Origin of the sequence: Gilvimarinus polysaccharolyticus (genome assembly GCF_001187555.1) — a bacterium.
Taxonomy (GTDB): domain Bacteria; phylum Pseudomonadota; class Gammaproteobacteria; order Pseudomonadales; family Cellvibrionaceae; genus Gilvimarinus; species Gilvimarinus polysaccharolyticus.
Map to the genome: position 1 here is coordinate 1,481,488 of NZ_LFIJ01000002.1, position 14,238 is coordinate 1,495,725.

The 14,238-nt window shown below is 49.8% G+C and carries 12 protein-coding genes; 4 read left to right on the forward strand and 8 right to left on the reverse strand.

Going from position 1 to position 14,238, the window contains the following annotated elements; genetic code table 11:
• Nucleotides 1–82 precede the first annotated feature (82 nt).
• The 5 genes from GILYN3_RS15010 to nagA all read right to left on the reverse strand — a co-directional run bounded on the left by GILYN3_RS15010 (nucleotide 83) and on the right by nagA (nucleotide 7,178).
• Nucleotides 83–3,094, reverse strand: a complete 3,012-nt coding sequence (locus tag GILYN3_RS15010; RefSeq protein ID WP_049723753.1) for a CHASE domain-containing protein — start codon at nucleotides 3,092–3,094, stop codon at nucleotides 83–85.
• Nucleotides 3,095–3,523: 429 nt separating this feature from the next.
• On the reverse strand, nucleotides 3,524–3,760 hold the full coding sequence (locus GILYN3_RS16925; RefSeq protein ID WP_232305610.1) for a response regulator: 237 nt from the start codon (nucleotides 3,758–3,760) through the stop codon (nucleotides 3,524–3,526).
• 274 nt (nucleotides 3,761–4,034) lie between these two features.
• Nucleotides 4,035–4,961, reverse strand: a complete 927-nt coding sequence (locus tag GILYN3_RS15020) for a histone deacetylase family protein (RefSeq protein WP_049723754.1) — start codon at nucleotides 4,959–4,961, stop codon at nucleotides 4,035–4,037.
• Nucleotides 4,962–5,220: 259 nt separating this feature from the next.
• On the reverse strand, nucleotides 5,221–6,018 hold the full coding sequence (gene nagB / locus GILYN3_RS15025; RefSeq protein WP_049723755.1) for a glucosamine-6-phosphate deaminase: 798 nt from the start codon (nucleotides 6,016–6,018) through the stop codon (nucleotides 5,221–5,223).
• Nucleotides 6,015–7,178 (reverse strand): N-acetylglucosamine-6-phosphate deacetylase, encoded by a 1,164-nt coding sequence (gene nagA / locus GILYN3_RS15030; RefSeq protein ID WP_049723756.1) that lies wholly within the window; start codon nucleotides 7,176–7,178, stop codon nucleotides 6,015–6,017. Before nagA ends, nagB begins: the two co-directional genes overlap by 4 nt.
• A gap of 316 nt (nucleotides 7,179–7,494) precedes the next feature.
• On the opposite strand from nagA, the gene GILYN3_RS15035 reads away from it, so the two are divergent.
• Complete coding sequence (locus GILYN3_RS15035) at nucleotides 7,495–8,133, forward strand: RpiB/LacA/LacB family sugar-phosphate isomerase (protein WP_049723757.1); 639 nt, start codon at nucleotides 7,495–7,497, stop codon at nucleotides 8,131–8,133.
• A gap of 85 nt (nucleotides 8,134–8,218) precedes the next feature.
• On the opposite strand, the gene GILYN3_RS15040 is transcribed toward GILYN3_RS15035, so the two are convergent.
• The gene (locus GILYN3_RS15040) at nucleotides 8,219–9,037 is read right to left on the reverse strand and encodes a universal stress protein (RefSeq protein ID WP_049723758.1); all 819 of its coding nucleotides are present in this window, start codon (nucleotides 9,035–9,037) and stop codon (nucleotides 8,219–8,221) included.
• A 171-nt stretch (nucleotides 9,038–9,208) separates the two neighbouring features.
• On the opposite strand from GILYN3_RS15040, the gene GILYN3_RS15045 reads away from it, so the two are divergent.
• Entirely contained in the window at nucleotides 9,209–9,682 is a 474-nt protein-coding gene (locus tag GILYN3_RS15045; RefSeq protein ID WP_049723759.1) for a MaoC/PaaZ C-terminal domain-containing protein, read from the forward strand.
• A 26-nt stretch (nucleotides 9,683–9,708) separates the two neighbouring features.
• Here GILYN3_RS15045 and rnt read toward each other — a convergent pair whose 3' ends face one another.
• The gene (gene rnt, locus GILYN3_RS15050; RefSeq protein ID WP_049723989.1) at nucleotides 9,709–10,320 is read right to left on the reverse strand and encodes a ribonuclease T; all 612 of its coding nucleotides are present in this window, start codon (nucleotides 10,318–10,320) and stop codon (nucleotides 9,709–9,711) included.
• Between the two features lie 100 nt (nucleotides 10,321–10,420).
• The gene (gene pyrC, locus GILYN3_RS15055) at nucleotides 10,421–11,461 is read right to left on the reverse strand and encodes a dihydroorotase (RefSeq protein WP_049723760.1); all 1,041 of its coding nucleotides are present in this window, start codon (nucleotides 11,459–11,461) and stop codon (nucleotides 10,421–10,423) included.
• Nucleotides 11,462–11,631: 170 nt separating this feature from the next.
• Between pyrC and GILYN3_RS15060 the strand changes: the two genes are divergently transcribed.
• Together GILYN3_RS15060 and GILYN3_RS15065 are read left to right on the forward strand one after the other, a co-directional pair.
• Nucleotides 11,632–12,600 carry a flagellar protein MotY gene (locus GILYN3_RS15060; RefSeq protein ID WP_198147372.1) on the forward strand — a complete coding sequence of 323 codons (969 nt, stop codon included), beginning with the start codon at nucleotides 11,632–11,634 and terminating at the stop codon, nucleotides 12,598–12,600.
• Between the two features lie 189 nt (nucleotides 12,601–12,789).
• On the forward strand, nucleotides 12,790–14,196 hold the full coding sequence (locus GILYN3_RS15065) for a Do family serine endopeptidase (RefSeq protein ID WP_049723762.1): 1,407 nt from the start codon (nucleotides 12,790–12,792) through the stop codon (nucleotides 14,194–14,196).
• The last annotated feature ends 42 nt before the right edge of the window (nucleotides 14,197–14,238 follow it).

Genomic DNA, 14,238 nt, shown 5'->3' on the forward strand with positions numbered 1-14,238 from the left:
TGCATAACAAGAAAAAACACTACCGCGCGTAACATCGGCGTAAGTATGCGCGTGAGTAGCTCGTTGTGACGATACGGTACGACTACTCTGGTGGTCGGCTGATGCGTTTCGGGTGTGAATTAAGGCGGTTGTGAATGAGGTCTATCAGCTGTTTGGTTGTTATCCGTGTCTTCATTAATACCGCTTCAACGTCGTGGTGCGCATTGCCGCTGACATCTGTATCCGTCAGTACTATGATGATCGCATCAGGTTGCTCGCTTTTAATGGTGGGGATCAGGTCCCAGCCCTCGCCATCAGGCAGGCCAATATCCAACAATACTGCGTCATAGGAATGTTGCGTTAGTAAGGATCTGGCATCTTCTAATGTCGGGGCCAGATCTAGAGCCATGTGATCGGTCGCTATTGTTCTGATCGCTGCATGGAAGTCTGCATCATCTTCAATATGCAGTATTTTTGGGTGTTCATGCCCCGGTAAGTGGCGTTTTACCATGTTTATTAATCTTTCGTGGTCAACGGGTTTGGCTAGCCATTCTATATTGTCTGTTTCGCTATTAAGCTCCAACCGACCTTGTCCCATTCTTGCGGAAATGACCACAATGGGGATGTCGGCGGTATCGGCCTGTTCTTTTACGTGCCGAATAATGTCGATCCCACTGATATCGGGTAACATCAAGTCAAGACTAATCAAATCGTAATGACGAGCTTTTAACGCCTCCAGCGCTTCTGCGCCGCGGTGACAGATGTCGGCTTGGTAGCCGGCATCTTCCAGCATAATTTTTAACAGGCTGGCCACATCCGCGTCATCTTCTACAATAAGAATTCTGTGTGTTGTGTTGTCTAGGGCATCCGTTTTAGGGGTTTCTTTTTCGCTGTTTGGCCCAGCTGTTTTTACCAGAGGAAGCTGAAAGAAAAATCGACAACCTTTGCCCTCGGTTGATTCAAAACCAATGCTGCCTTTCATGCGTTCGATCAGTTCTCGGCTGATTGCCAGCCCCAATCCTGTACCGCCTTTTTTTCGCGTATCGGAGCTGTCCGCTTGCGCAAATTTTTGAAAAATCTTGTGCTGAAAGTTTTCAGGAATACCACAGCCTTGATCGCTAACACTGACGATTAAGTGCTCCTCATCAGCCTGCGCCTCAATGGTTACCGAGCCGCCATCGGGAGAAAACTTAATGGCATTAGACAGAAGGTTTGCCATTACCTGCTTTAGTCTTAGCCCGTCAACCTGTACTTGGGCATTGGGAAGTTTATTGGTGAGGGTAATGCTTACGCGGCGCTCTACGCCATAAGTTATATTTTCTTCCAATGCTTGCTCGAGAATTGGATCAATGGGTTGTAGTTGCATATCAAAGTGTAATTCGCCGGCGGAGATTTTTTCGATGTCCAGCAGGTCGTTGATAAGAAGAGCCAATCTTTTGCTGTTTCGGTGTGCGGTTGTGAGAATTTTCTCTGCTTTATCCGGTATTTCTCCCATGTGCCCGCCCAGAACCAAACCAAGAGCGCCGGATACTGATGTCAACGGTGTGCGCAGTTCATGGCTTACGGTAGAGATAAATTCATTTTTCATTTTCTCCATACGTTTTCGTTCACTGATATCTTGAGCAATGCCCAGAAACCCAGTAATTTCATTCGAATCATTTCGAATTACAGTGGTGGTTAATGAAACGGCTATTTTCTGCCCTTTACTCGTCACATAATGCCATTCGCGGCTTTCGGACCCTTCGCGAACAGGAACGGTTATAAATACATCAAACCCAGAGATGGGTTCCCCCAGCTGTGCCGACAGCTCTTCGGATCTTGCGTCCATCTCGGCTGGGACATGAAGTATGGCAGGAGTGGCGTTACCCACTAATTCGCAGGCTTTGTACCCCAGCAGTCGTTCGGCACCAGAGTTAAACAAGGTGATTGTGCCTTGGGTATCTGTCGCAATAATTGCTACTTCAGAGGCGGCAGAAAAAACATCGCTTAACTGTTGGTCAAAATGTTCTTGGGCATGTGTATATTGCTCTATCATTCGGTTAGCTAGGTGCTGTGCGCTTTCCCTACGCCCCGTTAATACCAACATCATGATGAAAATAGAAAAGCTGATACCGCCGCCTAATATAGGTACTAACCACTTTTGTGGGCCATCAAATTGAGCTTGAAATCCGTCCTGAGCAATAACGTTAATTGTCCAGTTGCGGCCATAGGTTGCGAGTTGTCGCTGTGCTATAAAAGGGTTGTACTTCTGGTTATTATTTGCCAAGCCGCTTTCATACATAAGTGTTTCATCGTCGTTTGGTTCTCCATCAAACACTTGAAAATCAATTAGCATATGCTCCCGATTGAAAATGCCTGCCATTAAATCATCCATTCGGTAAGGGCTGTAAACATATCCTTCAATGGCCTGCCAACGTTGTTTTGCGGTGTTAAGCGCAGATTTTTTAGTGTAAATGGGCACATACATTAAAAAACCGGCTTGTTCTTTACCATGAGTTTCCTGGACGAGTTTGACTTTTCCGCTAATAGCGGTTGTATTCTCTTCCGTCGCACGCCGCATCGCATCGCGCCTGATGGGGTTGGAGTACATGTCGTAACCAAAAGCGGCTAGGTTTCTCCCTGAAAAGGGTTCAAGATATTTGATGCCCGAGTAGGTTTCGCGCTCGCCTTTTGGTTTAATTGCATAGTCAGTAAAGCCTTCTGCTTGAATTGATTTTTCATGAACGGCAAGCTCACTGGCCGGGAAGATTTCAGCGTAACCGACGCCCTGTATTCCTGGGTAGCGTTGGGTTAGTAATAAGCCTTGCACGTAATCGTGCCATTGTTGGCGACTAACATTCTGTTGTACCTTCATAAGACCCGCGGCACCGAGCAAAATCAGCTCATGATCCTGCAGACGTTTATCGATAGAGCTTAGGATTTGTTCAACATGAATGTTAAATTGATTTTGCGCATTAGTTTGATTCTGCTTATACAAACTAAAGGTGGCTAGCCCGGTGAAAAATAAACCCAGTAAAAAGCTGAGCAGGGCGGGAATGCCGCGACGGCTAAAGAGTAAGCGCTTATAGGAGTAGGTTTTATTAGGTTGCGTGAGTGAGTCAGAATCATTGTTCATGATTTAGCAACCTGTAACTGAATAAAAAAATAGCGCACTGCGGCTGAGTAAACCGGAGTCGTTTAAGGTTTGTGGGCGCGGTGCTTTATATATCGGATGTGCGGGCGTTTTCATTTAAACTTCTCGGCCTTATTTTTAAGCGCTATTAAACGATGCCTGCAATCACTCAATTCCCTATCATTTTTAGCGCGGTATGATGCATTGTTAGTTAGGGGTAACCAGATCAGGCAGGTAGAGTGATATACAGCTCGATCAGTGGGTGATAGCCTGCAGAATCAAACACGGAATGCGTCCCATAAGGCTCTTACTTGCTCCGCTAGGGTCATCGGGTCAAAGGGTTTTGCAATTACCTGTGTAACCCCTAGAGCTTTATAGCGGTGTAACTCTTCAGGCTGTACTTTTGCGGTCATAAATAAAACTAACACAGAGTCAGGTAATAGGCCTTTGTTCTCTCATCGTGAATAATGTGCTGGGGCCGTCCATCTCTGGCATCATGACGTCCAGTAAAATCACTTGAGGGTTAAACCCTTCTATTTCTTGTAAGGCCCGCTCGCCAGATTCGCACGCTTTAAGCGTTAGGCCGCCAACATCCTCCAGTGCAAGAATAGCAATTTCACGAATGTCTGGATCGTCTTCAACGTACAAGATTCTTTTAAGCTCAGACATCGGTCTTTCCTGCGTTTTGCAAACTCCTAAGGAGGACGGCAGTTGATTACATTTGGCGCCGTTAACCATAGCAGTCGTATAATGAGCGGTATACAGCTACTGCACACTAACGATAGCAGACTTACAGCTTTTTGAAAGCCAGATACACACAAATGTAAGTGGCGTGGACTCTGTCCTCCGAGGCATTTAGGGCGTAGTCGATAGCGCGGTTGAGACGTTACCGAGCCAAATGGCTATGAAAAGCATGTGCCGTGCAGGTTGATAGCGCGCCGCACTAAAGCTTTGCCATCGCCTTAACATGGGCTACTACGCTGCGCCCCAGGGCGGGTAAATCGTACCCACCTTCCAGCATCGAGACGATGCCGCGACATTGTTGGTGCTCGTCTACGTAAGCGCGCAGTTGTTCGCTGACCCATTGGTAGTCTTGCTCGGTTAAACTGATTGACGACATATCATCCAGTAAATGCGCGTCGAACCCCGCTGATACTAGAATTAACTCAGGGGCGAAATCTTCTAGTGCCGGCAGCCAGTGGTCACTAATGGCTTGCTGAAACTCTGGGCCTTTAGTGGTGGCGGGTAGGGGGACGTTCACGATGTTTGAGCGTTTTACATCAATGTCGGTATCTGGGTAAAACGGGTGCTGAAAGCTGGAGCAAAATAATACGCGGGGCTCATTTAGAAATACATCTTGGGTGCCGTTGCCGTGGTGAACGTCAAAATCGACGATGGCAACCCGCCTTAGCCCGTAGGCATCCAGTGCATGGCAAGCGGCGATTGCAATATTGTTGTACAAGCAAAAGCCCATCCCCCGTGCGCGCTCGGCATGGTGGCCAGGTGGCCGGACGTTGCAAAACACAACTTTGGTGGTGCCTTGCATCACTAGATCTACGCCTTGCACACCGCTGCCGGCAGCGTAGCGCGCCGCTACTAAACTTAACGGGCTTAAAAAAATATCATCGCCTAAATTGGCAATGCCCTCGGTAGGTAGTTGGCTATTAAGTTTTTGTAGGTATTGTGTATCGTGGACACGAGCCAGTTGTGCGTCGGTTACCTCGGTGGCCTCGCGCTCTGTTAGCACAAACTCTAGCCCACTGCTTAGCAGTTGGTTATGAATGGCCTCTAGCCGTTGGGGGCACTCGGGGTGTCCTTCGGGCATAAGGTGCTCTAGGCAAGCGGGGTGGCTGATAATAATGGCTGTCATAGGTATTATTGTTACATACTTTATTGTTGTAGGTTGTGGATATTACGACCCCATAAAGATAACTGTTTAGCATCGGTTAATAGACGCTTTACCCCGCTAGCTGTTGATAAAAAAGCATGGCAAAAACGGCAATGCAGGTTGATTGGCCGCCGGAAGAGTCATAGACATCGCTATTATTGTTCTTGGGGGGTAGTGCTATGTTTATGGCTGTAAGAGCATAAGTAGCAACGCCGGCAGACGGACGTTGCTACTTGGCGTGTTATTCGAGGGCTTCGAGCATTTTTTCAAGTTTTTGGTTTTCGGCCTCGATGTGTTTATAAAAATCGATATCGCTAAGCTGTGTGGCGGCGGCCTCATCAATAATGATAACGGCATCTTGGTGCATTTGCAGTGCAGATGCAGGACATGAGGCGGTTATTGGGCCCTCTACACAGGCTTTGATCGCCTCAGCTTTGGACGCGCCAGTGGCCAATAAAACGATTTTCTTTGATTCTAAAATGGTGCCAATACCGGTGGTGACAGAAAGCTGGGGTTGAAACTCACCGGCGGCAAAAAAGCGTGAGTTATCATCTGTGGTTTCTTTGGTTAAGGTTTTGATTCGTGTGCGCGAGGCTAACGATGACGAGGGCTCATTAAAGCCAATGTGACCATTGCGGCCGATACCCAAAAGTTGCACGTCAATGCCGCCGGCGTTGATGATGTCGCGCTCGTATTGTTCGCACGCTGCGCGTGGGTCTTTGGCATTGCCCGGCGGCACTTGGGTGTTGGTTTTGTCGATATCAATATGATCAAACAAGTTGATGTTCATAAAGTGACGATAGCTTTGCGGATGATCTTCGGCGAGCCCCCAATACTCATCTAAATTAAAGCTCCGTGCTTGGGCAAATGAAAGTTTGTTGCTTTTGTTGCGCGCAATAAGCTCTTGGTAAAGGGCGATGGGGGTTGACCCTGTGGCTAGGCCCAGTACAGAGTTGGGTTTTTGTTTGAGTTGTTTGCTAAAAATATCGGCGCCGTAAGCGGCCACTGCTGCCGCATCGTTTAATATGACAACTTTCATGCTGACTCCACGGAGGTATGAGATTGATGTTGGCCGGCAACCCAGGTATTACGTACCTGAAAGTCACTGTCAAAGTGGACTAGGTCGGCGCGCCAGCCAGTGGCGATCTGACCTAGTTTGTTATCTAATTTTAAGTATTGCGCAGGGTAGAGCGACGCCATACGCAGGCATTCATCCAATTCAACTCCGACGTCGGTATGGCAAATACGCACAGCATCGATCATGCCTATAGCGCTGCCCGCTAGACGGCCTTCGGCGTTCACCAGAGCACCGTCCTTTTCAAAAATGGTTTCGCCGTAAATAGAGAACGATTTTTGCTGGCTGCCCACGGTCGACATAGCGTCGGTGACTAAATACAGTTTTCCTTTGGATTTGGCTTTTAATGCGGTACGGACGGCACCTGGGTGTACATGGTGGTTGTCGCAAATAATCCCGCACCAGGTGTTGTCGCTTTCAAGCGCGGCGCCCACAACCCCCGGATCACGGCCCACCAGTGGTCGCATGGCGTTGTACAGATGAGTAAAACCGCTAAGGCCCTCTTTGATACCGGCGATTACCTGCTCGTAACGGGCGTTGGTGTGACCGGCGCAGACGGTCAGGCCGGCATCTACCAAGACTTTAATTTGCCCGGTGTGCGTGTGCTCGGGCGCCAAGGTCAGCATGGTTGTAAAGTCGCGGCTTATCTCGGTAAGCCATTGGGTGTCTTCGGGTTCCATTTCTCGAATATAACGTGCGTTGTGCGCGCCGCGTTTTTCCATATCAAAGAACGGGCCTTCAATATGAATGCCTAATACTCCGCTCATACCCGAGGCTACCGCATCGGCTACGGCTTTAACGCCAGCTTGGTGAGTCGCTCGGGTGTCGCTGATTAGGGTGGGTAGCATGCTGGTAGTGCCCGTTGGGCGGTGGCCATCGAGCATGGTTTGCAGCGCCGTTATACTGGTATCATTGGTAAAGAAGGCGCCGCCGCCGCCGTTGACTTGCAAGTCAATAAAGCCGGGCGCCAAGATGCCGCCATCAAGGTCGATAACTTCGGCATTGTGGACAACGTTGTCATTTTCGGGCGTAAAAATCAGTTTGTCGCCGTCGATAACCAATACCTGATTATTTAAAAATTTTGTGCCAGTAAAAATCTTGGCACCTACAAGTACTTGTTTCATAAGAATATTTACCTATTTTTAACATGGAGGCAGAACACTTTTGCTGCTGCTTACACCACATTAGGGTCGACTCTTGGGGCTATTATCGGCCGTTTTTGGTCTGACTTGCAAATTATTGAGATTATTTCTGCGCGCTAGCTTGAGTCAGACGTAGGCAGCGGAGATTTTGTGGTTGCAGGATCGTTGTGGTTGTGGCGTTGACCTAAATTGGTAAGGCCATTAGAATGTTTTTTTGGCGCAATGTTAATTATTGGTAAAGCCGCCGAGTTTAGTTCCGGTATTAATCACAGAATCTTATCGACAGTAGAGTTATCCCATGAAAATCGCATTAATGAACGAGTTTAGCCAAGCGGCTAAAAATCCTATTATTCTTAAAGAACTAGAGGCCGTGGCGGCCGAGCAAAACCACAGTGTGTTTAACGTTGGTATGTCGGGTGACAACGATCACCGCCTGACCTATATTCACTTGGGTATTATCGCCAGCTTGTTGCTTAACTCAAAGGCGGTAGATTTTGTGGTTAGTGGTTGTGGCACCGGCCAAGGCGCTTTGATGTCGCTGAATGCGTATCCTGGGGTGTGTTGTGGTTACTGTATTGATCCGGCCGACGCTTATTTATTTGCCCAAATTAATAATGGCAATGCGTTAGCATTGCCATTTGCTAAAGGCTTTGGCTGGGGCGCCGAGCTTAACGTGCGTTATATTTTTGAGAAGGCTTTCTCGGGGCTGACGGGGCAAGGTTACCCCGCCGAGCGGCGTGAGTCGCAAGTGGCAAATGCCGGTATTTTAAACGGGATTAAAGCCGCCACCGGCAAAAGTTTGTTAGATGGATTAAAAGCCATCGATTCAGAGTTGGTTAAAACAGCAGTGACAGGCGAGCGATTCCAGCAGTGCTTTTTTGCGAATTGCCAAGACGCTGAGATTGAGGCATTTGTTCGTGAGGTGTTGGCCGCTTAAATATCAGCGTTTGAGGTTCTAAGAAACACAAAAAAGCCCAGCATCAAGCTGGGCTTTTTTGTGTTTTGCTAACGTCACGTGCCTGTTAACCGTGGTTAAGTACCATAACATCGGTATCCAGTGCATCAATAAGACGCTCGGCGGTGTTGCCGCGCCGGGTCTTTGTCATGCCGTTTTGGCCTAACGTACCCATTATGACTAAGTCGGCGTTAATAGACTCAGCCACTTTGGCAACTACATCGGAGGTGTAGCCGTTGTCTACGTGAATGCGATCGGTGGGGACACCGGTCTCTTTGGCTAAGCGGCCACGGTCAGGGTAGTTGAGGGAGTCCATATAGCCGTTTACAACGTGAAGCTCAGCGCCATAAACTTTGCAAAAATGACGTGCAGAAGCCAGGATTTTTTCGTTCAGTTCGATCTGTACTGCACGTACCGCTTGGAAGTTAACGGCCGCTAGAATCTTTTTACGCTCGGCGTGAGCGCTAGGACGAATCAGTACAACTGGGCAGGCAGCACCTTTGAGCAGCTCCCATTTTGATTCGGTAAAGAAGAAGCGGCGATTGCTGGTGTTGGCGTGCACTGGTAGATAAATCAAATCGGCATTGGCGCGTTTGGCCGACTGCATAATTGATTCTTGCCACTCGGATGACCAAGAAACTTCGATTCGGTGTTTCAGGCCGGCGTTATCGAGCACGCTATGAATTTGTTCATCAAACCAGCCTTGATCGCGGACTAGGTTGGCATTATACGCGCGAGTGTCAACGGCATTGCCATCAACGGCAACAAACACATGGACAAAAGGTTTAACCTCTTGCAGCTGTGATGTTAGCGCTACACGCTCCAGAGCGACGTGTTGCTCGTCGTTGGGATCCACTACTACAAACATTATTTGCTGCTTGGACATGGGGTCTCCTGCTGTTTCCCTTAATCTTACTGTTCTGTGTGATTGATAAGCACTCATTAATAGCGCGCCGTCAGTGGGCCAAGCATAGCAAGTTGGTCGGCGCGTGAATAGCGGTGCGCAAGCTCGGTTGCGATACAATAGACTTTTTAATGACTTTTTAGGAGCCAGCTAATGCCACAATTGATTTCGACCGGTTTTAATGAGCTTGTTTTAGGGCAGCAAGCGCAGTTTGAGCGCCGTTTAAATGCAGAGACTATTCACCTGTTTGCTGTCGTTAGTGGTGATGTGAACCCAGTACATTTAGATGCAGAGTATGCGGCCGAAACCGTTTTTGGTGAGCCTATAGGCCACGGTATGTGGTTGGGTGCGCTGGTGTCGGCGGCGATTGCCACGCAATTACCGGGGCCGGGTTCGGTGTATCGCGCGCAGCAGTTACAATTTAAGCAGCCCGTTAAGGTAGGTGATACCGCCGTGGTGACACTAACAGTAAAAGAGCTAAAAGCGCGCATTCGCTTAGTGGTGCTCGATTGCGAGGTGCACAATCAAGACGGCAAACTACTGGCGCGCGGTGAGGCCGACGTTATTGCTCCGGCCGAGAGTGGTGCAGTTGCCGCGCCAGAACTGCCGAAGGTGCAATTGCTGTAACGCTCTGGTCTTTAATAAGGCCAGCCTTATAGCTCCGGCGGCGTCCAGCCGCCTAGCGCTTGCCAGCGATTGACGATCTGGCAAAACAACTCAGCGGTTTTCTCGGCGTCGTAAGCGGCCGAGTGGGCCTCGCTATTGTTGAAGTCGATACCTGCTAGTTGGCAAGTTTTGGCCAGTACGGTATGGCCAAAGGCGAGCCCTGACAGGGTGGCTGTATCAAAGCACGAAAATGGGTGAAACGGATTGCGTTTGATGTCGCAGCGATAGATCGCCGCATTGATAAACCCTAGGTCAAAATGGGCGTTGTGGCCCACCATTACCGCGCGGGTACAGCCTTGTTCTTTTACCGCGCGTCTTACTCCCTGTAATAGTTCGATCATCGCCATGGGTTCTGGATCGGCAAATCGGTCAGGGCTGTCTAGGTCGATGCCGGTAAAGTCCAGCGCCGATTGCTCTATGTTGGCGCCATCAAAAGGCTCAATGTGATATTCCAGCGTTTCATCTGGTAATAGCAGACCGTTTTCGTCCATTTTTAAGGTGACCGCAGCGACTTCTAGCAGTGCATCGCGCCCGCTATTAAAGCCACCGGTTTCCACGTCGACCACGACAGGCAAGAACCCGCGAAAACGCTGGGCCATAGGGGAGCTGGTATCTCGGTCAAACTCGGGAGGTGTGGGGTTCACTTAAATTCCTTAAATTGGGCTCGATTAAGTTGGGTACGGTATTGCAGCTAATCTTTTAGGTGTTGCGTTTCACTTGCCAGTTAAGAGTTTCTCCGGCGCATAAAGGAACTATAGTTTCGTTTAAATACGACAGTGAGCTGGGCAGCTGCCAAGGCTGCTTGATCAGGGTTATTGTGCCCTGATTGCGTGGCAGGCCATAGAAGTCTGGACCAAAGTGACTGGCAAACCCTTCTAGTTTTTCGAGCGCACCGGCTGCATCGAAAGCCTCGGCGTAAAGCTCAATGGCGCTGTAAGCTGTGTAGCTGCCGGCACAACCGCAAGCGGCTTCTTTTTTATTTTTGGCGTGCGGGGCTGAGTCGGTACCCAGAAAAAACTTGGGGTTACCGCTGGTCGCTGCAGCCATAAGTGCTTGTTGATGGCTTTGACGCTTTAAAATGGGCAAGCAATAGTAATGCGGCCTGATGCCACCGGCCAACATATGATTGCGGTTGTAGAGCAAGTGGTGGGCGGTAATCGTGGCGGCGACGTTAGCGGGTGCACTTTGTACAAACTCGGCCGCATCGGCGGTGGTGATGTGCTCTAAGATAATATTCAGAGCCGGGAAGTCTGTCACCAGCTTGGCCAGCGAGCGCTCAAGGAAGATTTTTTCGCGGTCAAAAATATCAATGCTCGAGTCGGTGACCTCGCCATGTATTAGTAAGTGCATGCCTTCGCGTTGCATCGCCTCTAGCGCCGGATACAGGTGTGCAAGATCGGTGACGCCAGAATCAGAGTTGGTGGTGGCGCCAGCGGGGTAAAGTTTACCCGCTACAACGCCCGCTGCGCGTGCAGCGCTGATGTCGGTGGCGCTGGTGTTGTCGGTTAGATACAGCACCATAAGAGGCTCAAATTGAAGGCCTGCGGGCACCTGCGTCATAATTCTGTCGCGATACGCTAGCGCTTGGGCGGCGTTCATGACCGGCGGCACTAAGTTGGGCATTACGATGCTGCGAGCAAATTGGCGCGCGGCATCGGGTACGGTGCGCATTAATGCGTCACCATCGCGTAGGTGTATGTGCCAGTCGTCGGGGCGGGTAATCGTCAGTTCTTGGGTCATGGTGTGAGCTTTTGTTTGTAAAGGCTCGCATCCTAGCAAAAATGCCGCTAAAGCGCAGCCGTCTTAAGCCGATACCCCTAACAGAACCTTTACAGCTGACGTCAATAGAGACTAATTGGCTGTGTGTCTGTCGAGATGACGATCGGGGTAAGTAATTGATGGTAGTGCGTATGATTAGGTCACGTAAAATCCGACAGTATTTTGTCGCGCCTTTTGCGCTGCTCGCGATTTGTGCCAGCGCCAGTCCTGCGCGGGCGATCACCTTTGAGGCGCCGATGGAGCTGAGCCGCTGGCAGGTGGATGCCAGCGTGTTTGCCTGTAAATTGTACCAGCCCCTTAATCGTTACGGCGAGGCGGTATTTATGCGTCGCGCTGGCGAGCCGCAGCGTTTTTATTTGCACGAGCAGAATCGCCAGTTTGCCGAAGGTGAGGCTCAGTTATTGGTGCAGGCACCGCGATGGCAGGGGAGTGCGGCACAGCGCCGATTAGGTTCGGTGCCGGTTGTGTCTGGTGCCGAGCCAATTCGTATGGATTGGCAAGCCTCACAAAGGCTGATTGGCGAGCTGCAAAATGGTCAGCAATTATTGTTTTCACACCACGCTTGGTACGCAGATTCCACGCCGGTTAGTGTGGTGCTCGAGCCGATTCGGTTTAGGCTGGCGTTTACTGAGTTTCAGCAATGTTTGGGTGGTTTGTTGCCGGTAAACTACGATCAAATAAACCGCAGTAGTGTGGTGTTTACTGGTGGTATGTCGGAGTTTGAGCCAGACCAGCAGCCGTTATTGGATAACGTTATTCAGTATGTACTGGCCGATCAGCATGTCACTACGGTGGTTATTGATGGCCATACTGACGGCCAAGGGTTGCGTGCCGATAACCTCGAGCTGTCTAAGCAGCGTGCAGAGTTTGTGGCGGCTTACCTTAAAACCCGTGGCGTCGCAGAAGATTTGATTCAAGTGCGTTGGCACGGTGAACGCTATCCAGTTGCATCTAATCGTTCGGCCGCAGGACGGGCCGAGAATCGTCGTGTAACGCTACGGATCGACCGATTTGAACCTAAAGAGCAATCGCTCGAGGCGCGCGGCGACAATATCTCTCCCTCATCCAACGATCCCGCAGCCGCTGAGACGCAATCTTAATAGCACCCTCTACTCTTGCTAAATTCAGTTGCAGGCATCGTGGTGATTGCCTGCCGCTTATGTGCTTGCGTGTAAATTTTTATAAACCTTCGGAATTTTCGCTTTCCTACTGTGTCCAAACGCCGCTATGTTAATCGACCGTTTAATTGGTTGCGCGTCGTAATTGTAAGATACAGAGGTGATGTTTAAATGCACAAAGCAGTGTTAAGTGTTCGTACATTGATGGGCGTATTGGTGATGTCTATGTTGGCGTTAACGGCGCGTGCCGCGATGCTGCCAGACTTTACCGATTTAATTGAAAAAAGCGCGCCGGCGGTGGTGAAGATCACCACCAGTAAAACAGTCAGTAGTGGCAATCCAAGCATCGGCCAGTTGCAAGATTTGCCCGAGGCTTACCGGCATTTGTTTCCTCAGCCTAACCCTCGCGAGCGTCAATCTCAGTCGATGGGGTCTGGTTTTATTATTAGTGCTGATGGTTACATTCTAACCAATAATCATGTGGTTGATGCGGCCGATGAAATCAATGTGCGTTTGTTTGATCAGCGCGAATTGGTGGCGGAGGTTATCGGCGTCGATCCGCTGTCGGATTTGGCGCTGCTCAAAATAGACGCTAAAGATTTGCCTATTTTGAGCTTGGCAAAAAATGATGATTTAAAAGTGGGCCAATGGGTGGTGGCGATTGGCTCTCCGTTCGGCCTCGATTACTCGGCCAGTGCCGGCATTGTGAGCGCGATGGGGCGTTCTATTCATGCTAACGACAGCCAGTATGTACCTTTCATCCAGACCGATGTGGCGATCAATCCCGGCAATTCGGGTGGCCCTTTGTTTAATTTAAAAGGCGATGTTGTGGGGATAAACTCACAAATCTACAGCCGCTCGGGCGGCTCCAATGGCCTATCATTTTCTATTCCCGCCGATGTTGCCTCTGAGGTGGTGGCACAGCTTATGGATAAAGGCAGTGTGCAGCGCGGCTGGCTGGGTGTTGCCATTACCGATGTGAGTCGCGATGTGGCTATATCTTTTGGCTTGTCTAAACCGATTGGTGCGCTGGTTAATGATGTTGAGCCAGATAGCCCAGCTCAGAGTGCAGGCCTTAAACCCAGCGATATTATTGTGGCGTTTGATGGCGTCGAGGTGCTCGATTCTGGGATTTTACCGCAACTTGTTGGGCGGATGGCGCCAGGTAAAGAGATTGAGCTAACGGTGATGCGTGGCGGTAAGCAAAAAACACTTGAGGTGGTCTTGGGTGAGCGCGAAGCTGACCCGAGCACCCTAGCAAGCGTGGGTGGCTCCAGTGGTGCCGCGGGTCTCGATCGGTTAGGTTTAAAGCTAGAACCCCTCAGCGAATCGTATCGTGATCGTGAAAACTTACAAGGTGGAGTTTTAGTGCGCCAAGTAGAGCCTAACTCGGCGGCGGCAGCCACGGGTCTACGCCCCGGTGATGTGATTGTTCAGCTGGGTTATAACGAAGTGCAGGATTTGGCTGAATATCGAGCCGTCGTTAAAAAGTTAGAGGCCAACAAGCTCGTCCCCATTCGTTTTTACCGTCGCGGTCAGTCGATGATTCGTACCATTAAAATCGAAACGGAAGATTGATCTACCTTTAGTTGTATTTTTAGTCCCTAGTGTTGAGGGCGC

Excerpts from the sequence above, each read along its gene's own strand:
- GILYN3_RS15060 (WP_198147372.1), top strand. The coding sequence starts at position 11,632 with ATGATTAGGTCACGTAAAATCCGACAGTATTTTGTCGCGCCTTTTGCG.
- GILYN3_RS15035 (WP_049723757.1), top strand. The coding sequence starts at position 7,495 with ATGAAAATCGCATTAATGAACGAGTTTAGCCAAGCGGCTAAAAATCCT.
- pyrC (WP_049723760.1), bottom strand. The coding sequence starts at position 11,461 with ATGACCCAAGAACTGACGATTACCCGCCCCGACGACTGGCACATACAC.
- GILYN3_RS15010 (WP_049723753.1), bottom strand. The coding sequence starts at position 3,094 with ATGAACAATGATTCTGACTCACTCACGCAACCTAATAAAACCTACTCC.
- GILYN3_RS15045 (WP_049723759.1), top strand. The coding sequence starts at position 9,209 with ATGCCACAATTGATTTCGACCGGTTTTAATGAGCTTGTTTTAGGGCAG.
- GILYN3_RS16925 (WP_232305610.1), bottom strand. The coding sequence starts at position 3,760 with ATGTCTGAGCTTAAAAGAATCTTGTACGTTGAAGACGATCCAGACATT.
- nagB (WP_049723755.1), bottom strand. The coding sequence starts at position 6,018 with ATGAAAGTTGTCATATTAAACGATGCGGCAGCAGTGGCCGCTTACGGC.
- nagA (WP_049723756.1), bottom strand. The coding sequence starts at position 7,178 with ATGAAACAAGTACTTGTAGGTGCCAAGATTTTTACTGGCACAAAATTT.
- GILYN3_RS15040 (WP_049723758.1), bottom strand. The coding sequence starts at position 9,037 with ATGTCCAAGCAGCAAATAATGTTTGTAGTAGTGGATCCCAACGACGAG.
- rnt (WP_049723989.1), bottom strand. The coding sequence starts at position 10,320 with ATGGCCCAGCGTTTTCGCGGGTTCTTGCCTGTCGTGGTCGACGTGGAA.
- GILYN3_RS15065 (WP_049723762.1), top strand. The coding sequence starts at position 12,790 with ATGCACAAAGCAGTGTTAAGTGTTCGTACATTGATGGGCGTATTGGTG.
- GILYN3_RS15020 (WP_049723754.1), bottom strand. The coding sequence starts at position 4,961 with ATGACAGCCATTATTATCAGCCACCCCGCTTGCCTAGAGCACCTTATG.